General features: G+C 69.7%; 15 protein-coding genes, 1 pseudogene and 1 riboswitch. Of the genes and pseudogenes, 6 read left to right on the forward strand and 10 right to left on the reverse strand.

Annotated elements, in window-relative coordinates; translation table 11 throughout:
- The first annotated feature begins 482 nt into the window (after positions 1 to 482).
- Positions 483 to 2,573 (forward strand): S9 family peptidase, encoded by a 2,091-nt coding sequence (locus tag ABZW11_RS03065; protein ID WP_355412036.1) that lies wholly within the window; start codon positions 483 to 485, stop codon positions 2,571 to 2,573.
- Positions 2,570 to 3,556, forward strand: a complete 987-nt coding sequence (gene mgrA / locus ABZW11_RS03070) for an L-glyceraldehyde 3-phosphate reductase (RefSeq protein WP_355412038.1) — start codon at positions 2,570 to 2,572, stop codon at positions 3,554 to 3,556. The genes ABZW11_RS03065 and mgrA overlap by 4 nt, the downstream gene beginning before the upstream one ends.
- Positions 3,557 to 3,564: 8 nt before the next feature.
- Here the strand turns inward: mgrA and ABZW11_RS03075 are convergent, their stop codons facing one another.
- Positions 3,565 to 5,940: a lysylphosphatidylglycerol synthase transmembrane domain-containing protein gene (locus tag ABZW11_RS03075; RefSeq protein ID WP_355412040.1), complete on the reverse strand. Its 2,376-nt coding sequence runs from the start codon at positions 5,938 to 5,940 to the stop codon at positions 3,565 to 3,567.
- A gap of 218 nt (positions 5,941 to 6,158) precedes the next feature.
- Between ABZW11_RS03075 and ABZW11_RS03080 the strand changes: the two genes are divergently transcribed.
- On the forward strand, positions 6,159 to 8,165 hold the full coding sequence (locus ABZW11_RS03080; RefSeq protein ID WP_355412042.1) for a molybdopterin-dependent oxidoreductase: 2,007 nt from the start codon (positions 6,159 to 6,161) through the stop codon (positions 8,163 to 8,165).
- Here ABZW11_RS03080 and ABZW11_RS03085 read toward each other — a convergent pair.
- Both ABZW11_RS03085 and ABZW11_RS03090 read right to left on the reverse strand, forming a co-directional pair.
- Positions 8,152 to 8,622, reverse strand: coding sequence for a GNAT family N-acetyltransferase (locus ABZW11_RS03085; RefSeq protein WP_355412850.1), 471 nt, complete (start codon positions 8,620 to 8,622; stop codon positions 8,152 to 8,154). The genes ABZW11_RS03080 and ABZW11_RS03085 overlap by 14 nt on opposite strands.
- Positions 8,623 to 8,664: 42 nt before the next feature.
- Positions 8,665 to 9,081: pseudogene (locus ABZW11_RS03090) on the reverse strand (GNAT family N-acetyltransferase); the annotation flags it as partial.
- Between the two features lie 75 nt (positions 9,082 to 9,156).
- Between ABZW11_RS03090 and ABZW11_RS03095 the strand changes: the two are divergent.
- Positions 9,157 to 9,606: a hypothetical protein gene (locus ABZW11_RS03095; protein WP_355412044.1), complete on the forward strand. Its 450-nt coding sequence runs from the start codon at positions 9,157 to 9,159 to the stop codon at positions 9,604 to 9,606.
- A gap of 54 nt (positions 9,607 to 9,660) precedes the next feature.
- Here ABZW11_RS03095 and ABZW11_RS03100 read toward each other — a convergent pair whose 3' ends face one another.
- The 3 genes from ABZW11_RS03100 to ABZW11_RS03110 form a co-directional block, all read right to left on the reverse strand.
- Entirely contained in the window at positions 9,661 to 10,047 is a 387-nt protein-coding gene (locus ABZW11_RS03100) for a VOC family protein (protein WP_355412046.1), read from the reverse strand.
- 31 nt (positions 10,048 to 10,078) lie between these two features.
- Positions 10,079 to 10,393: a multidrug efflux SMR transporter gene (locus tag ABZW11_RS03105; RefSeq protein ID WP_355412048.1), complete on the reverse strand. Its 315-nt coding sequence runs from the start codon at positions 10,391 to 10,393 to the stop codon at positions 10,079 to 10,081.
- A gap of 34 nt (positions 10,394 to 10,427) precedes the next feature.
- A riboswitch (guanidine-III (ykkC-III) riboswitch) is annotated at positions 10,428 to 10,488 on the reverse strand.
- Positions 10,489 to 10,512: 24 nt separating this feature from the next.
- Entirely contained in the window at positions 10,513 to 11,310 is a 798-nt protein-coding gene (locus ABZW11_RS03110; protein ID WP_355412050.1) for a class I SAM-dependent methyltransferase, read from the reverse strand.
- A gap of 102 nt (positions 11,311 to 11,412) precedes the next feature.
- Here ABZW11_RS03110 and ABZW11_RS03115 point away from each other — a divergent pair, with 102 nt between their 5' ends.
- Both ABZW11_RS03115 and ABZW11_RS03120 read left to right on the forward strand, forming a co-directional pair.
- On the forward strand, positions 11,413 to 13,218 hold the full coding sequence (locus ABZW11_RS03115) for an acyl-CoA dehydrogenase (RefSeq protein ID WP_355412052.1): 1,806 nt from the start codon (positions 11,413 to 11,415) through the stop codon (positions 13,216 to 13,218).
- A gap of 286 nt (positions 13,219 to 13,504) precedes the next feature.
- A complete protein-coding gene (locus ABZW11_RS03120) occupies positions 13,505 to 13,729 on the forward strand; it encodes a hypothetical protein (protein ID WP_355412054.1) in 225 nt (74 codons plus the stop codon).
- A 3-nt stretch (positions 13,730 to 13,732) separates the two neighbouring features.
- Here ABZW11_RS03120 and ABZW11_RS03125 read toward each other — a convergent pair whose 3' ends face one another.
- The 4 genes from ABZW11_RS03125 to pdhA form a co-directional block, all read right to left on the reverse strand.
- Positions 13,733 to 14,026, reverse strand: a complete 294-nt coding sequence (locus tag ABZW11_RS03125) for a Dabb family protein (RefSeq protein ID WP_355412056.1) — start codon at positions 14,024 to 14,026, stop codon at positions 13,733 to 13,735.
- A gap of 125 nt (positions 14,027 to 14,151) precedes the next feature.
- Positions 14,152 to 15,687: a dihydrolipoamide acetyltransferase family protein gene (locus ABZW11_RS03130; protein ID WP_355412058.1), complete on the reverse strand. Its 1,536-nt coding sequence runs from the start codon at positions 15,685 to 15,687 to the stop codon at positions 14,152 to 14,154.
- 11 nt (positions 15,688 to 15,698) lie between these two features.
- A complete protein-coding gene (locus ABZW11_RS03135; protein WP_355412060.1) occupies positions 15,699 to 16,679 on the reverse strand; it encodes an alpha-ketoacid dehydrogenase subunit beta in 981 nt (326 codons plus the stop codon).
- A gap of 42 nt (positions 16,680 to 16,721) precedes the next feature.
- Positions 16,722 to 17,813, reverse strand: coding sequence for a pyruvate dehydrogenase (acetyl-transferring) E1 component subunit alpha (gene pdhA, locus ABZW11_RS03140; protein WP_345391359.1), 1,092 nt, complete (start codon positions 17,811 to 17,813; stop codon positions 16,722 to 16,724).
- Between the last annotated feature and the right edge of the window lie 200 nt (positions 17,814 to 18,013).

The raw sequence follows: 18,013 nt of genomic DNA on the forward strand, positions 1-18,013 counted from the left end.
CAACCAAAGGAATCCGTCAAAATATGACGGGGTTGTGCATCATGCACTGGCTTTTAACACACTGTTGAGTTCTCAAGAAACGGACGCGTACATCCTCACCGAAACCACAATCTCTGTGATCCCCGCTCGGAGGCGTTCACTCCGTTCGTTCTGTTATGTCTTAATCTTTTCAGCCGCTCAAGTCCCTGTCAAATTGACCGGACCGGCTCGACTTTCCAAGAATTAAGCCGCGCCCCCTTTCGGAGACAACCCCTCTAACTTACCAGCCCGTCGAGCGATCTGCGAATCGATCTGCGAACCGGCGCGTCACAAGGGATTGCCGACGATCAGTGACACAACACATCGCAGTCACCTGAGTGAAGGATGTGGGTTGTGCCGCTCCGCGTCGGCTCTCAAAGATTAGCAGCGCCCTTCCACCGCTCGTGCCGGTTCTCCTGCTTCGACGGCAACAGAACGATCACAACCGAACATAGACTCCCCACGTGAGCAGCAACACGCCGCCAGTGGCGAAGAAGATCCCTACGGAGCGCACCCACCACGGCGACATCGTCATCGACGAGTACGCCTGGCTGAGCAACAAGGACGATCCCGACACCACCGCCTATCTGGAGGCGGAGAACGACTTTCTGAAGAAGGAGACCGCTCACCTCGCCGACCTCCAGGAGCAGGTGTTCCAGGAGATCAAGGGCCGCACTCAGGAGACCGACCTGTCGGTGCCGAGCCGCAAGGGCTCGTGGTGGTACTTCTCGCGTACGGAGGAGGGCAAGCAGTATCCGGTGTCGTGCCGGGTGCCCGCCGACAGCGAGACCCCACCTGAGATCACCACCGGGGAACGGCTCGACCAGGAGCAGGTGGTCCTCGACGGCAACGAGCTCGCCGGCGACAGCCCGTTCTTCTCGGTCGGCACCAGCGCGGTCTCCCCCGACGGGAAGATGCTGGCCTTCTCGACCGACTTCACGGGCAACGAGCGGTTCACGCTCAAGTTCAAGAACCTCGAAACCGGCGAGATCCTGCCCGACGAGGTCACCGACATCTTCTACGGCGGCGCCTGGTCGGCCGACGCCTCCGCGTTCTTCTACACGCGCGTGGACGACGCCTGGCGTCCCTACCAGGTCTACCGGCACACCCTGGGCACCCAGGAGGACGTGCTCGTCTATGAGGAGAGCGACGAGCGCTACTGGGTGGGCATCGGGCTGACCCGCAGCGAGCAGTACCTCGTGCTGGGTGCGGGCAGCAAGATCACCAGCGAGGTCCGCATCCTCGACGCGAACGACCCCGGCGGCGAGTTCAAGCTCGTCCGGCCCAGGAAGACCGGCGTCGAGTACGGCGTCGAGCACGCGGGCGGCTTCTTCTACGTCCTGCACAACGAGAACGCCGCGAACTTCGAGCTGTCCACGGCCCCCCTCGACGACCCCGGCACGTGGACCCCGCTCATCTCCCACCGCACCGACACCAGGCTGCTGGAGATCGACGCGTTCTCCGACCACGCGGTGGTGCACTTCCGCCGCGACGGCCTGACCGGCCTGCGGGTGCTCCCCTACCCGGCCGGCGGGAGCGACTGGCGCGAGCGGGTGGAGGCGGCGGAGCGCAACGCGTACGAGATCGACTTCCCCGAGCCGCTGTACGACGTCGGCCCGGCCGGCAACGCGCAGTTCACCACGCGGCGGCTCCGTCTGGGCTACACGAGCATGGTCACCCCGGCCAGCGTGTACGACTACGACCTGGACACCCACGACCTGATCCTGCTCAAGCAGCGCCCGGTGCTCGGCGGCTTCGACGCGGGCGACTACGAGCAGGTGCGCGAGTGGGCCACGGCCGAGGACGGCACGAAGATCCCCGTCTCCCTCGTCAAGCGCAAGGACACCGAGACCCCCGCCCCCACCGTCCTGTACGGCTACGGAAGCTACGAGACTTCGATCGACCCCGGCTTCTCGGTGCCCAGGCTGTCGCTGCTCGACCGCGGGTTCGTGTTCGCGATCGCCCACGTGCGGGGCGGCGGCGAGATGGGCAGGCACTGGTACGAGCAGGGCAAGCTGACCAGCAAGCGCAACACGTTCACCGACTTCGTGGCGGCGGCCAAGCACATGAGGGCGGCGGGCTGGAGCAGCAAGATCGTGGCCAGGGGCGGCTCGGCGGGCGGGCTGCTGATGGGCGCGGCGACGAACCTCGCTCCCGAGGAGTTCGCCGGGATCGTGGCCGAGGTGCCGTTCGTGGACGCGCTCAACACCATCCTCGATCCGTCGCTTCCGCTGACCGTGATCGAATGGGACGAGTGGGGCGACCCGCTGCACAACCCTGACGTATACGCCTACATGAAGAGCTACTCGCCGTACGAGAACGTGGACGGCAGGCTGTACCCGCCGATTCTGGCGATCACCAGCCTGAACGACACGCGCGTGCTCTACCACGAGCCGGCGAAGTGGATCGCGAGGCTGCGCGCCACGGCGAGCGGCGGGCCGTTCCTGCTGAAGACGGAGATGGGTGCGGGGCACGGCGGGCGCAGCGGACGTTACGACGCCTGGCGGGAAGAGGCGTTCGCGCTGTCCTGGATCATTGAGAAAGGCACGTCATGACATTTCAGGCCGACGAGCAGCGCTACGAGCGGCAGCCGTACAACCGCAGCGGGCGCAGCGGGCTCAAGCTGCCGGTGGTGTCGCTGGGGCTGTGGCACAACTTCGGCGACAACCGGCCGATCGAGAACTCCCGGGCGATCCTGCGGCGCGCGTTCGACCTCGGGGTGACGCACTTCGACCTGGCCAACAACTACGGGGTGCCGTACGGGTCGGCGGAGAGCAACTTCGGCCGCATCCTGCGCGAGGACTTCCTGCCGTACCGGGACGAGCTGATCATCTCGACCAAGGCGGGCTACGACATGTGGCCGGGCCCGTACGGCGAGTGGGGTTCGCGCAAGTACGTGCTGGCCAGCCTCGACCAGTCGCTCAAGCGCATGGGCCTCGACTACGTCGACATCTTCTACAGCCACCGTCCCGACCCGGAGACGCCGCTGGAGGAGACGATGGGCGCGCTCGACCGCGCGGTGCGCTCGGGCAAGGCGCTGTACGCGGGCATCTCCAACTACTCGGCGGAGCAGACGGCGCAGGCCGCGCGGATCATGCGCGAGCTGGGCACGCCGCTGCTCATCCACCAGCCGTCCTACTCGATGATCAACCGGTGGATCGAGGACGGCCTGCTGGACGCGCTGGAGGAGGCGGGCATGGGCTGCATCGTCTACTCGCCGCTGGCGCAGGGCCTGCTGACCGACCGTTACCTCGACGGGGTGCCGGCCGACTCGCGGGCGGCGACCAGCCGGTTCCTGAGCGCCGACAGGATCGACCTCGACCTCGCCCGCGACCTCAACGAGATCGCGCGCACGCGCGGGCAGACGCTGGCGCAGATGGCGCTGTCGTGGACGCTGCGCGACTCACGGGTGACGAGCGTGCTGATCGGCGCCAGCAGCGTCAAGCAGCTGGAGGACAACGTGGCGTGCGTGGACGGGCCCGCGTTCACGGAGGACGAGCTGGAGGCGATCGACAAGATCACCGCCGGGCGCCGCTGAGCCGGCTTCTAGAGGGCCTCGTGGCGCTGCAGGTAGGTGAACGAGGCCCAGCCGGGCAGCACCGGCAGCCAGAACGTGAGCAGCCGGTAGAGCAGCACGGCCGAGGTGGCCAGCTCCTTCGGCACCCCGGCCAGCACGAGCCCGCCGACCAGCGCCAGCTCGACCGCGCCCAGACCGCCGGGGGTGGGCGCGGCCGAGCCGATCGCGTTGGCGGTGAGGTAGACGACGGCCACGGCGGTGAAGCTGATGTCGTAGCCGAACGCGGCGATGCAGGCGTCGAGGCAGAGCACGAACATGAGGGTGATCATGAGCGTGCCGATGGCCGCCTCGATCATCTTGCGTGGCGACTGGAGCACGTCGAGCAGCCGCGGCAGCACGTTCGAGAAGAGCTTGGAGAGCCGGCCGGTGATCAGGCGGCGCAGCGGCGGCACGCCGAGCACGGCGACGACCAGCACCGCGACGGCGAGCAGCGCGAGCACGAGCCCGCGTGACGGCGTGAACGAGGTGGCGGTGTTGGAGCCGGTGATGTAGGCGAACAGCGCCAGCAGCCCGATGTGGAAGATCAGCATGATGAGCTGCGACGCGCCGACGCTGGCGACCGCGCTGGCCGGGGGGACGCCGCGCTTTTGCAGGTAGCGGGTGTTGATCGCGACGCCGCCCACCGCGGCGGGCGCGACGAGCTTGACGAACGAGGACGCGAACTGCACGAGCACCGTGCGCCAGAGCGGCAGGTGCTCGGGCACGAACCCGCGCAGCATGAGCGCGGCGGCCACGAAGCTGGCGAACGAGGCCACCAGCGCCAGCCCCGACCAGGCCCAGTTGGCGGTGGTGATGACGTGGTAGACGTCGACCTGGCTGAGCTGGTAGAGCACGACGTAGGCGGCGATCGCGCTGGCGATGATCGTGATGAGCGTGCGAGGGCGGAAGCGCTCTAGGCGGATCTCCTCGACTTTGCTCTGCGGCTTGAGCGCGACGATCTGGTCGCGGATGCCGGGCAGCACGTGTTTGGCCTTGGCGAGCGCGGCTCGGGTCTCTCTGGTCAGCGCGATCTGCTGGAGCAGCGGCATGGCGGAGGCCAGCGCGTCGGGGCCCATGACGGCGGCCGCGGTGCGCACCGAGCGCTCGGGACCGACGCGCAGCGCGAGGTAGGTGAGGAGCTGCGCGACGTCGAGCCGGAGCAGCAGGTCACCGGCGGCGACCTCGCCGCTGCGGGCGTCGGTGAGCACGACCCGGCCGGCGCCGTCGACGTGGATGCTGTCGCCGGTGAGCCTGCGGTGGGCCAGGCGCTGGATCTGCAGCAGCTCGACCTGCTCCCAGATCTGGGCGAGCAGCTCGTCGTCGATCTCGTCGTCGGACAGCTCGTCGAGTGAGCGGGTGTCGATGTGCTCGTAGGCGAGCAGGGCGGCCTCGGTGCCGATCTCGCTGGTGCCGAGCAGGCGGGGGGTGCTGGCGCCGGCGGCCTGGGCGGCGTACGCCATGAGGGCTTCGCGTTCGAGCTCGGCGCGCAGCGACCTGATGGCGCGGCGCCTGGTCTCGGAGTTGAGCCTGATGCGCCGCCACAGGCGGTAGGGCAGGCCGGCCACCTGCCGGTCGCGGTCGAGGACGGTGACGTCGAGGCTGCTGCCGTCTTTGAGCCCGACGGCGTAGCGGCGGCTGCCCTGGTGGTCGTCCTCGACGCGGCGGGCGGAGACCGGGGAGAACGAGAGCTTGCGCAGGGCGGCCACGACGGCGCTGCCCGGCGGGCGGGTGTTGGGGCTGCCGACGCCGTAGAGGGTGGCGTAGCCGATGGCCATGCCGACCAGGACGGTGACGATGGCGCTCGGGATGGTGATCTGGCGGCCGGAGAAGAAGGCCAGGATGTAGAGGGCGATGGTGGTCCACATCAGCATCCGCCAGGTGGGGCGGCGGGAGATGCGGACGGCGGTCGCGTACGCGACGACCGAGGTGAGCAGGGTGTTGAGCGGCTCCATCTCGCGACCGCCGGTGAGCAGCACGCGCAGGTCGTTCATGTTGCCCGCGACCAGCCACTGGCCGAGCAGGAACGAGCCGGCCATGCCGACGATGGCGGCGATCAGCCCCTCGGCGACGCGCAGGCCGTCGCGGTGGAAGACGCGCTCGACCGCGAACGCGACCGGCACGATGAGCACGGCCGCGCCGCCGAGGAAGGCGGCGATCCTGCTCAGCAGCGGCACCAGCTCGGCGCCCTCCTTGACGTCGGCCTCCAGCCCGATGAGGGTCTGCTTGGCGACGAGGGCGAGCAGGATGACCGCGCCGAGCACGAGCAGCGTGGCGATGAAGCGCAGCAGGTCGGAGGGGCGGCGCAAGCGCTGGGGCAGCAGCGGCTCTACGACGTAGACGTCGGTTTCCGCGCGTGACTCAGCCACGGCCGGGTCCCCCTCCGCGAGGTCCTCCGTGTCATCTCGTTCCCTGATTTCGGCCACCGACAGCGATTCTGCACCTTCCCGTGGCGGACTGTACGATCTCCAGGCGTTCAATGTGCCCGACCGTCCCCCCGCAGTCGTCGCAGGGGGCAGGCTACACGGTGGGCTTCCCCGGGTTCACCTTTGAATTCCTGTCCACGTGGCGACATAGGCTGTGTCGCATGTCGGGTGCATTGAGAGTTCTGGGGGCTTGTCCGCTTGACTGCCCGGACACCTGCTCGTGGGTGGTCGGTGTGGAGAACGGTCAGGCCGTCTCGTTGCGCGGCAATCCCGATCAGCCCTACACCAGGGGCGCGCTGTGCGTGAAGGTCAACCGCTACCTTGAGCACACGCGGGCCGCCGACCGCATCCTGCACCCGCTGCGCCGGGTCGGGCCGAAGGGGTCCGGCCGATTCGAGCGGATCACGTGGGACGAGGCGCTCGACGAGATCGCCGTACGGCTGCGCGCCATCGTGGACGAGCACGGCGGCGAGGCCATCTGGCCGTACGTGGGCACCGGCACGCTCGGCTACCTCCAGGGCTGCGAGGGCGTGGCGGGCCGGCGGTTCTGGAACGTGCTGGGCGCCGGCAAGCACTGGCTGAACATCTGCTCGGGGGCGGGCAACAGCGGCCTGCGCCGCACGAACGGCACGGCGGCCGGCATGGACCCCGAGGACTTCGCGCTGTCGAAGCTCATTCTGCTCTGGGGCACGAACACGCTGACCAGCGGCCACCACCTGTGGAAGTTCATCCAGGAGGCGCGGGCGAACGGCGCCCACGTCGTCGCGATCGACCCCATCCGCACCAGGACGGCCGACCAGGCGGACGAGTGGCTGGCGATCAGGCCGGGCACGGACGCGGCGCTTGCGCTGGGCCTGCTCAACGTGGTGCTGGCGGAGAACGCCCAGGACGAGGAGTATCTCGCCGCGCACACCGAGGGCTGGGCCGGCTTCCGCGAGGAGATCCTGAGCCACCCGGTGGGGAGGGTGGCCGAGATCACGGGGATTCCGGCCGAGGCCGTCCACAGGCTGGGGATGAGGCTCGCGCACACGCGCCCTGCGGGGCTGCGCGCCACGCACGGGCTCCAGCGGCACGCGGGCGGCGGCACGGCGCTGCGGACGATCTCCGCGATCCCTGCGGTGACCGGCGACTGGCGGCACCCCGGCGGCGGCATGGCCTTCTCGACCAGCGATCACGTGCACCTCGACATCGACACCCGGGAGGACCTGCTGCCAGGCCCGGTGCGCACGCGGGTGATGACCAAGCTGGCCTCGCAGCTGGACGAGTCGGTGAAGTGCCTGTTCGTGTACGCGGCCAACCCGGTGGGCTCCTCCCCCGACTCCAACGCGATCAGGCGCGGCCTCATGCGCGATGACCTGTTCACGGTCGTCATGGAGCACTTCCCCACCGACACGGCCGACTACGCCGACATCGTGCTGCCCGCGACCATGCAGACCGAACATCATGATCTGCACGCCGGCTACGGGCACCTCTATCTGATGTGGAACGAACAGGCCGTGCAGCCGCCCGGCGAGTGCCTGTCGACGACGGAGACGTTCCGCCGGCTGGCGGCGCACATGGGGCTGACCGAGCCCTCGCTGTACGACTCCGACCTGGAGCTGGCCGAGCAGCTGCTGAGCAGCGGGCATCCGTCGCTGGAGGGCGTCACCCTCGACCGGCTGCGCAAGGAGGGCTGGGTGCGGATGAACTACCCCAAGCCCTTCACGCCGTTCGCCGACGGCTTCCCGACGCGGTCAGGCCGCCTGCGCTTCCCGCCGAAGGGCCAGGCGTACGTGCCGCCGCACACGGCCGTCGCGGACGGCTCGCCGTACCGGCTGCGGCTGGTGACGCCGGCCGCGCACACGTTCCTCAACACGACGTTCGGCAACAACCCCGAGCTGCGGCGGCGGGCCAAGGACCCGGTGGTGCTGGTCAACAGGGCCGACGCCGAGGCCAGGGGGCTGACGGACGGGCAGCGCGTACGGGTGCACAACGACGGCGGCGCGTTCGTCGCGGACGTGGAGGTCAGCGACCGGGTCTCGCCCGGCGTGGTCGCCTCGACGAAGGGCCGCTGGCCCAAGCTCAGCCCTGGCGGCGCGAACCCGAACGCCGTCGTGGCCGAGCGGGACGCCGACATGGGGCGCGGCGCCGGGTTCCACGACAACTGGGTGGAGATCAGTCCAGCTTGAGCTTGTAGCCGACGTGGGAGTCGGTGAAGCCGAGCGAGTCGTAGAAGCGGTGCGCGTCCGTGCGGGTCTTGTCGGAGGTCAGCTGCACCATGGCGCAGCCGCGTGCCCTGGCCCGGTCGATCGCCCAGGTGATCATCTTGCGGCCGAGGCCCTGGCCGCGGACGGCGGCGGAGACCCTGACGGCCTCGATCTGGCAGCGCTCGGCGCCCAGGCGGGACAGGCCGGCGAGGTAGGTGAGCTGCATCGTGCCCACGACCTTGCCCTCCTGCTCGGCCACGATCAGCTCGTCGTGCGGGTTGGCGTCGATGCGCTCGAAGGCGGCGAGGTAGCGCTCGTCGGCGGGGTCGCCCTCGCGCTGCGCGCCGAGCGGGTCGTCGGCCAGCATCGCGACGATGGCGGGCAGGTCGTCCCTGCGGGCGGTGCGGAAGATCAAGGACAGCACGTAGTGGGACTCCATGAGCGCGGGGTTGGAGGGCAGGGCCATGACCTTGCCGCTGGGGGTGAAGCCCTTGCGAGCGTACAGGGCGCGGGCGGCCTGGTTGGCGTCCACCGCCCACAGGCCCATCTCCTCGGCGCCGGTGCTCCTCGCCCACTCCACGGCCGCGTCCACCAGGCGGGACGCCGCGCCATGCCGTCTGGCCTCGGGGGCGACCCACATGGACAGCAGGTGGGCGTGCCTGCCCTCGTCCTCCAGCAGCACGCACACCAGGCCGACGTCCGCCGCTCCCGACCTCGCCACCCAGTAGCGGGCGGCGGGGTTGGCCAGCCGCTCGGCCCACCGCTGCGGCGTGAACGCGACCTCGCGTTCGTACGAGGAGCCGAACGCGTCGGGCGCGTCCTGGAGGGCCCGCAGGCGCAGCGCGCGCAGCCGCTCGCCGTCACCGGGACGAAGGGGCACAAGCTGAATGTCCGTCATGGCGGCATCATGTCAGGGACAGCTCAGGGTCCGCCCCCGATGCCCCAGGGACGGACAAAGGGCAGCATTGGTGACATGAACGAAATCACTCGACGCGACGAGGTTTCGCTGTCGGCCGCCGCGCTGCGCGGCGCCCCTTGGAAGACCGCCGCCATCACCGGCGGCGCCGTGGCCGCCGGCGGCTTCGGCCTGAGCGTGCTCACCGGCGGCGGCGACCTGGTGTGGGCGCTGGGGCTGGGCATCGCCCTGTTCTCTCTGATCGCCGCCATCGGCGCGGTGGCCAAGCCCGACGTGGGCGACCGCGTGACGCGGCAGGCCAGGCTCTGGTCGCTGCAGCACCCGTGGCGGTTCTCGCTGCTGCCCGCCGGCATCGCCGCCGTGCTGAACTACCCCGTGCAGCTCGTGCTCGACGGCGAGGGCGTCTTCGGCGCCGGCTGGGACGCCCTGTGGCACGGCGCGCTGGTCTACCTGATCTCCGGTGTCCTGACGCTCGCGATGCGGGGGCGTGCCCGATCGGCCCGTTGACCTCCTCGATCAGCCCTCACTCGATCAGCCCTGACCCGATCAGCCCTGACCCGATCAGCCCTGAGCTGCGGCCCGCTCCGCGTCCGACCTGCACACGCAGAACTCGTTGCCCTCGGGGTCGAGCATGGTGACCCAGCCGACGCCGTTGGCGTCGCGCAGGTCCTGGTAGATGGTGGCGCCCATCCCCAGCAGCCGCTCGACCTCCTGGTCACGGGTCCTGCCCTCGGTGCCGTTGACGTCGAGGTGCACCCGGTTCTTCACCGTCTTGCCCTCGGGCACGCGGATGAACAGCACGTACGGGTCCTGCTTGGTGCGCAGCATCACCTCGTCGTCGCCCGGCTTGTCGCCCTCGCCCAAAGGCAGCCCGGTGGCCTTGCTCCACCAGCTCGCGATCTCGTACGGGTCGGCCGCGTCGAACGTGACGGCGTGGATCTCGATCATGATGCCACCCAACCCGACACCACCGAAGACGTCAAGCCAGTGTTCGCAGCCCGATGACGCCGGCCAGGATCAGGGCGATGGAGATCAGCCGCGCGGGTGACACCTCGTCCCCCATGGCGATCATGCCGAGGATGGCCGTGCCGGCCGCGCCGACGCCGGTCCAGACGGCGTACGCGGTGCCCACTTCCAGGCTTTTGAGCGCGTACGAGAGCAGCCCGAAGCTGAGCACGGCGGTGACGGCGAACGACAGTGTCCACCACAGATTGCTGAACCCGTTGCTGAGCTTGAGCGACAGGGCCATGACGACCTCGAACAGGCCCGCGAGCACCAGGACGATCCACGCCACGATGACGACTCCCTCGATGACGATGACTGACTCGGGTGCGTCGTCTTGGCGTACCGGGTACGGCGCGTCTCGTCCGGGAGCCTCCCAGGCTCATTGACGACAACGTGCCCGCAACCCCGTTATTCCCACCAGATGGTGACCCAGCGGTCGCGCGGCATCGGCCACATGCCCAGTTCCATCACGGTCGCGGCGACCTCCTCGGCCCGCGAAGGGTCGAGGCACACGCGGCGGCAGGCGCTCTGGGCCAGCTCCTCCAGCGAGGTGAAACGTTCCAGGGGGGACTCCCGCTCCTCCACCCGCACGGGGAAACCCATCGCCGCCGCCAGCGCCACGCAGTCTTCTGCGATCGGGCGCACCGGGCGGTCGACGCCGTGGAAGTGCTGCCACAGCGGGGTCAGCCAGCTCATGGGGTGGCGGTGCGGCAGCTCGATCACCACCCGCCCCTGCGTGTGGTCGTCGAGCGCGCGCAGGAAAGGAGCCAGGTCCGGCACGTTGTAGACCACGTGGGCGGACACGGTGACGTCGGCGACCGGCACCCGCCCCGCCACGTCGGGCCAGCGGCCCTCGACCGTGGTGACCGGTACGCCGAGCTTGTCCGCCCTGGACGTCAGCCCTTCGAGCATGGAGGCCGAGGTGTCGACGGCGTAGAGGTGGCCGATCCGCTCGTGCAGCGGCAGCGACGAGGCCCCGGGGCCGGAGCCGACGTCGAGCAGCGTGCCCTTGTCGGGCAGCGCCTCGGCCACGCGGGTCATGGTGGGGCCGTCGTCCGGCTCGGCCAGCGCCCGGTCCGTACGGGTGCCGAACCGCTCGGGCGAATGACTCCACGGGTCCGCGACGGCCTTGGCCAGGATCTCGTCCGGAATCGCCCAGGATTCGAGTCGCTCTCGCCAGCGTGCGGCGAGTTCTTCGGCGTCCATGGAGACGAGCATGCCATGCATGGCGTGGGTTACCCGCGGGTAGCATTTCAGAGTAAGGTTACTCACCAGTACAGCCATCTCGGTTCAAGGAGATCGACGCCCATGGGCCACTACAAGAGCAACGTGCGTGACCTGGAATTCAACCTCTTCGAGGTCTTCGGGAGACGCGAGATCCTCGGCACCGGGCCCTTCGCGGAGATCGACGAGGACGTCGCCCGCTCCGTCCTGGACGAGATGAACCGCCTTGCGACCGGCGTGCTCGCCGACTCCTTCGAAGAGGGCGACAGGACCCCGCCCGTGTTCGACGCGGCCACCGCCTCAGTGAAGGTGCCCGAGGGGTTCAAGAAGTCGTACAAGGCGTTGGTGGAGGGCGGCTGGGCGCACCTCGACCTGCCCTCCGACCTGGGCGGCCCCGGCATCCCGCGCAGCCTCGCGTGGGCCACCGCCGAGATGGTGCTGGGCGCCAACCCGGCGCTCTACATGTACGCCGCGGGGCCGAACTTCGCGTACACGCTGTGGCGGCTCGGCACTCCGGAGCAGAAGCGCTTCGCCGAGCTGGCCATCGAGCGCAACTGGGGCGCCACCATGGTGCTGACCGAGCCGGACGCCGGCTCCGACGTGGGCGCCGGGCGGACGAAGGCGGTGCGGCAGCCCGACGGCACCTGGCACATCGAGGGCGTCAAGCGCTTCATCACCAGCGCCGAGCACGACATGTCGGAGAACATCTTCCACCTCGTGCTGGCCCGTCCCGAGGGCCACGGCCCCGGCACCAAGGGCCTGTCGATGTTCCTGGTGCCGAAGTACCACGTGAACCTCGACAGCGGCGAGCTCGGCGAGCGCAACGGCGTCTACGTCACCAACGTCGAGAAGAAGATGGGCCTGAAGGTCTCCACGACCTGCGAGCTGACCTTCGGCGACAAGCACCCGGCGATCGGCTTCCTGGTCGGCGAGGTGCACGAGGGCATCAAGCAGATGTTCATGGTCATCGAGCACGCCCGCATGATGGTCGGCACCAAGGCCATCGCGACGCTCTCCACCGGTTACCTCAACGCCCTCGACTACGCCAAGGCTCGCGTCCAGGGCGCCGACCTCACCAGGTCGGGCGACAAGACCGCGCCCCGCGTCACCATCACCCACCACCCCGACGTGCGGCGCGAGCTCATGCTGCAGAAGGCGTACGTGGAGGGCATGCGCGCCCTGGTGCTCTACACCGCGACCTTCCAGGACGCCCTGCTCATCGACCCCGACGACCGGCACGCCTCCGAGATGAACGACCTGCTGCTGCCGGTCGTCAAGGGCGTCGGGTCGGAGCGGTCGTACGAGCTGCTGTCGCGCTCGCTGCAGACCCTCGGCGGCTCCGGCTACCTGCAGGAGTACCCGATCGAGCAGTACATCCGCGACGCCAAGATCGACTCCCTGTACGAGGGCACCACCGCGATCCAGGGCCAGGACCTGTTCTTCAGGAAGATCCTGCGCAACCAGGGCTCGGCCGTCGGCTCTCTGCTGGCCGAGATCAACGCGTTCGCCGGCTCCGAGGCGGGCAACGGCCGGCTCAAGGAGGAGCGCAAGCTGCTCGCCGAGGCCGCCGCCGAGGTCAAGGCGATGGGCGACACCATGGCGGCCTGGGCGCTCGGCTCGCTGGAGAAGCCGGAGGAGGTCTACAAGGTCGGCCTGAACACCACCAGGTTCCTGCTCGCGCTGGGTGACCTGGTCATCGGCTGGCTGCTGCAGCGCCAGGCCGAGGCGGCGCTGGCCCGGCTGGCCGAGGGCGAGGACCCGTTCTATCTCGGCAAGGTCGCGGCGGCCTCGTTCTTCGCCAAGACCGTGCTGCCCCGCCTCGCGGCCGAGCGCCGCACGCTGGAGTCCACCGGCCAGGAGCTCATGGAGCTGCCGGAGGACGCCTTCTGACAACGGGTGCGCCCCTGGTCGAAGTGTCGTGAACGGCACAGACCGGGGGCGCCGCCGGGAGTACCTTGCCCGTCTCGCGAGTGGGCCGGGCTGCTCGACGCCGAGCGCATCGTGGGCAACCTGCACCGCGCGTACGCCGATCTCGGCGGGCCGCCGATGGACCTGGTGGGGGCGATCCTCGACATGATCACGTACAACGGCGGGGAGCCGCTGACCTGTCTGGCGTGATGATCAGCTTTAGCCGGGTATGACGGTGCCTGTACGCGTTCTTTGCCGGGAGGTCGCCATGGGTGTCGGGGTCAGCATCTTCTTCCTCACGCTGGGCGCCATCCTGAGGTTCGCGATCGAGCCCGACGTCTTCGGCAAGAGCGTGCACATGGACATCATCGGCCTGATCTTCATGATCGTCGGCGGCGTCGGGATCGTGCTGAGCATCGTGCTGGCCCCTCGGCGGGGCCAGACGTCGGAAGGCCGGCTGATGCACCGGGAGAACCGTCCGCCCGAGGTCTGAGACCTACAGGCTCAGCTGGACGGCGGCACGCGAGGCCACGATCGGCTTGATGCGCTCGGCGATGACCGCCTGGTGCTCGGGGTGGTCGCGGTAGACCAGGTAGTCGTCCACACTGTCGAAGTCCGCCACCACCGCGAAGTCGTGGTTGCCCTGGTTGATGCCCGCGTCCTGGCCGAACGTGTACGACCGCAGCTGCGGGATCAGGCCGGGCAGCGTGCCCAGCGCCTCGGCCACGGCGGTCTTCTGCTCGTCGGTGGCGTCGTCGGTCCAAGTGGACAGCACGATGTGGCGAATCATGCAAGCCACTTTATCCATGTATCAACGGGACATCCTGGAGGCTCTGACGTCGTGGGTGCGGGTGTCCCCCGCCGTACGGCGGTCGCCGGGAGAGGGGTCCTCCCGGCGGCCGCCGTACCGGTGCGTCAGCTCCAGGCGAGCATTCTGATGGGGTCCTCCAGCATCGCGCCCACGTCACGGAGGAACAGCGAGCCCAGCTCGCCGTCCACGATGCGGTGGTCGAACGACAGCGACAGCGTCGCCACCTTGCGCACCGCGAGCGCGCCGTCCACCACCCACGGCATGTCCCTGATCTGACCGAAGGCGAGGATCGCCGCCTCGCCCGGGTTGATGATCGGGGTGCCGCCGTCGACGCCGAAGACGCCGACGTTCGTGATCGTGAACGTGCCGCCGGCCATCTCCGCCGGCTGCGTACGGCCCGCCCTGGCGACCTCCGTCAGCTCCGCCAGCCGCCCGGCCAGCGCGGGCAGCGACAGCTCCTGGGCGTCCTTGATGTTCGGCACCACCAGGCCGCGCGGGGTGGCGGCGGCGATGCCCAGGTTCACGTAGTGCTTGACCACGATCTCCTGGGCGGCCTCGTCCCACGAGGAGTTGATCATCGGGTGCCTGGTGATCGCCGTCAGCACCGCCTTCGCCACCAGGAGCAGCGGCGAGACCTTGACCTCGGCGAACTCCGGGAGCGTGCGCATGCCGCGCACGGCGTCCATGGTGGCCGTCATGTCCACCTGGAGGAACTCGGTGGCGTGGGGGGCGGTGAAGGCGCTGGTCACCATGGCCTGGGCGGTCATCTTGCGGACACCCTTGACCGGGACGCGCTCCTCCCTCTCCCGCCGCTCGCCCGTCGTGACGGGCCGCTCCTGCGTCCTCGCCGCCGCCGCGTGAACGTCGTCACGGGTGATCGTGCCCTGGGGGCCCGTGCCCGTGAGCGTGGCGAGGTCCACGCCCAGGTCCTTGGCGAGCTTGCGTACGGGGGGCTTGGCCAGCGCCCGCGCCGCCCCAGGACCCTGCGCTCCGGCCGGAACCGCAGGCGCCGGGGCCGGGGCGGATGCGGGGGCCGGGGCGGGGGCCAGGGCGGGGGTCTGCGGCGGCGCGTCCAGGCCCACGCGGGCCGGGTTCGCCACCGGGTTGGTCGGGTGGCCGGGAGCGGCCTGGCGGCGCGGGCGGCGCTTGGTGGCGCCGGTCTTGACGCCGTAACCGACCAGGACCGCCTGGCGCTCCTCCTTGGGGGCCGGGCTGCCGTGCGCGCCCGGCTCCACCGCGCCCTCGGCGGGCGGCTTCGGCACCATGTCGTCGGCCAGCGCCTCGATCCCGGACGCCGGCGCCGTCCCGCCGCTGGCGGGCGCAGAGGGAGCCGGCGCAGTGGGAGCGGGCGCCTCCTGAGTCGTGGCGCCGGTCGCGCCCGGTGAAGGGGCGCCGCCCTCGCCGTCGGTGTCCACCGCGATGATCGGGACGCCCACGTCGACCGTCTCGCCCTCGCCGGCCATCAGCCCGGCCACCACGCCGTCCCACGGGATCGGCAGCTCGACGATCGACTTGGCGGTCTCGATCTCCACCACGATCTGGTTGACCTTGACGTCGTCGCCCGGCTTGACGTGCCAGCGGACGATCTCCGCCTCCGTCAGCCCCTCGCCGACGTCGGGCAGCTTGAACTCGCGTCGCATCGTCTGCCCCCTCAGTATCCGAAGGTCCGGTCGACGGCGTCGAGCACGCGGTCAAGGTCGGGCAGGTAGTGCTCCTCCAGCTTCGACGGCGGGTAGGGGGTGGAGAAGCCGCCGACGCGCAGCACGGGCGACTCCAGGTGGTAGAAGCACTGCTCGGTGATCCTGGCCGCCAGCTCCGCGCCGAAGCCGCTGTTGACGGGCGCCTCGTGCACGACCACGGCCCGGCCCGTGCGGCGTACCGACTCCATGACCAGCGGCTCGTCCAGCGGGTTGAGCGAGCGCAGGTCCACGACCTCCAGCGAGCGCCCGTCCTCCTCGGCCGCCGCGGCGGCCTCCAGGCAGGTCTTGACCATGGGGCCGTAGGCCAGCAGGGTCGCGTCGGCGCCAGGACGTACGACCTTGGCGGCGTGCAGCGGCGGCCACCAGTCGGTGGAGCCGGTGTCGATCTCGGCCTTCTCCCAGTAGCGCCGCTTGGGCTCGAAGAAGATCACCGGGTCGTCGCTGCGGATGGCCTGCTGGATCATCGTGTACGCGTCCGCCGGGTTGGAGCAGGCCACCACCCGCAGTCCGGCGGTGTGCGTGAAGTACGCCTCCGGCGACTCGCTGTGGTGCTCGACCGCGCCGATGCCGCCGCCGCACGGGATGCGGACGACGACCGGCAGCTTGATCGCGCCGAGCGAGCGCATCGGCATCTTGGCGAGCTGGGTGATGATCTGGTCGGCCGCCGGGAAGACGAACCCGTCGAACTGGATCTCGCACACCGGCCGGTAGCCGCGCAGCGCCAGCCCGATCGCGGTGCCGATGATGCCGGACTCGGCGAGCGGCGTGTCGATGACGCGGTCCTCGCCGAAGTCCTTCTGCAGCCCGTCGGTGACCCGGAAGACCCCGCCCAGCTTGCCGACGTCCTCACCCATGATGAGGACCTTGGGGTCGTCCTCCATGGCCCTGCGCATGCCCTCGTTGAGCGCCTTGGACAGGCTGAGTACGGTCACGACGCCTCCTTCGCCCCGAACCGGCCGCTGCGGTCGCCTCGCTCAGTCACGGAACCCCTCCAAGTACGCGGCGAACTGGGCGCGCTCCTGGTCGATCAGGGCGTGGGGCTCGCTGTAGACGTGGTCGAAGATGTCGAGCGGCTCGGGGTCCGGCATGGCCAGACAGCGTCTGCGCAGGTCGGCGCCGAGCTGGTCGGCCTCGGCCTCGATCGCGTCGAAGAACGCCTGGTCGGCGTGCTCGTTCTTGAACAGGTACGACTTGACCCGCTCGATCGGGTCCTTCAGCTTCCACGCCTCCAGCTCGCTGGCCACCCGGTAGCGGGTCGGGTCGTCGGTGGTGGTGTGGGCGCCCATCCGGTACGTGAACGCCTCGATCAGCGTGGGGCCCTGGCCCGTACGCGCGGCCTCCAGCGCCTTGCGCGTGACGGCGAGGCAGGCGAAGACGTCGTTGCCGTCGACCCTGATGCCGGGGAAGCCGAACCCGGAGGCGCGCCGGTAGAGCGGGATGCGGGTCTGCTTCTCCAGCGGCTCGGAGATCGCCCACTGGTTGTTCTGGCAGAAGAACACGATCGGCGCGTTGAACACGCTGGCCCAGATGAACGACTCGTTGACGTCGCCCTGTGAGGTGGCGCCGTCGCCGAAGTAGACGATGGTGGCCGCGTTGGCGTCGTCGCGCTGGATGCCCATGGCGTAGCCGACCGCGTGGAGGGTCTGGCTGCCGATGACGATCGTGTAGAGGTGGAAGTTGTGCTCCTTGGGGTCCCACCCGCCGTGGTTGACACCCCTGAACAGGCCGAGCAGCTTCACCGGGTCGACGTCACGGCACCACGCCACGCCGTGCTCGCGGTAGGTGGGGAAGGCCATGTCGGAGTCGGTCAGCGCGCGCCCCGACCCGATCTGGGCGGCCTCCTGGCCGAGCAGCGAGGCCCAGATGCCCAGCTCGCCCTGGCGCTGCAGCGCGACGGCCTCCAGGTCGACGCGGCGGACCAGCACCAGGTCGCGGTAGAGCGACCGGACGTCCTCCGGGGTCAGATCGATGTCGTAGTCAGGATGCTCGACCCGCTCTCCCTCGGGGGTGAGCAGCTGGACGAGCTCAGGAGGTGCGTCAGCACCACGAGAGGCGTCTTGTGTCACGTGCCACTCCTGTGGTCGGGGCCGGTCCGAGATGGGGTTGCCACCTTAGGCCAGCCTTCGTAGCGCCGAACCGGGAGGTGGAGGTTCGTACGCTTTTGGGGCCATCGTGGCAGACGTCACAGCCCTGTGCGCAAGCCCCATGTCCTCCCCGTTCCCGTTGTGTCGGCGGCCACACGCGCCGGTAGGCTGTGCTTCCCACC

It is taken from the genome of Nonomuraea sp. NPDC004580, from assembly GCF_040609855.1.
Taxonomy (GTDB): domain Bacteria; phylum Actinomycetota; class Actinomycetes; order Streptosporangiales; family Streptosporangiaceae; genus Nonomuraea; species Nonomuraea salmonea.

Coding starts and splice junctions, on each gene's coding strand:
- mgrA (WP_355412038.1), top strand. CDS start 2,570: ATGACATTTCAGGCCGACGAGCAGCGCTACGAGCGGCAGCCGTACAAC.
- ABZW11_RS03080 (WP_355412042.1), top strand. CDS start 6,159: ATGTCGGGTGCATTGAGAGTTCTGGGGGCTTGTCCGCTTGACTGCCCG.
- ABZW11_RS03085 (WP_355412850.1), bottom strand. CDS start 8,622: ATGGAGTCCCACTACGTGCTGTCCTTGATCTTCCGCACCGCCCGCAGG.
- ABZW11_RS03095 (WP_355412044.1), top strand. CDS start 9,157: ATGAACGAAATCACTCGACGCGACGAGGTTTCGCTGTCGGCCGCCGCG.
- ABZW11_RS03100 (WP_355412046.1), bottom strand. CDS start 10,047: ATGATCGAGATCCACGCCGTCACGTTCGACGCGGCCGACCCGTACGAG.
- ABZW11_RS03110 (WP_355412050.1), bottom strand. CDS start 11,310: ATGGACGCCGAAGAACTCGCCGCACGCTGGCGAGAGCGACTCGAATCC.
- ABZW11_RS03115 (WP_355412052.1), top strand. CDS start 11,413: ATGGGCCACTACAAGAGCAACGTGCGTGACCTGGAATTCAACCTCTTC.
- ABZW11_RS03120 (WP_355412054.1), top strand. CDS start 13,505: ATGGGTGTCGGGGTCAGCATCTTCTTCCTCACGCTGGGCGCCATCCTG.
- ABZW11_RS03125 (WP_355412056.1), bottom strand. CDS start 14,026: ATGATTCGCCACATCGTGCTGTCCACTTGGACCGACGACGCCACCGAC.
- ABZW11_RS03130 (WP_355412058.1), bottom strand. CDS start 15,687: ATGCGACGCGAGTTCAAGCTGCCCGACGTCGGCGAGGGGCTGACGGAG.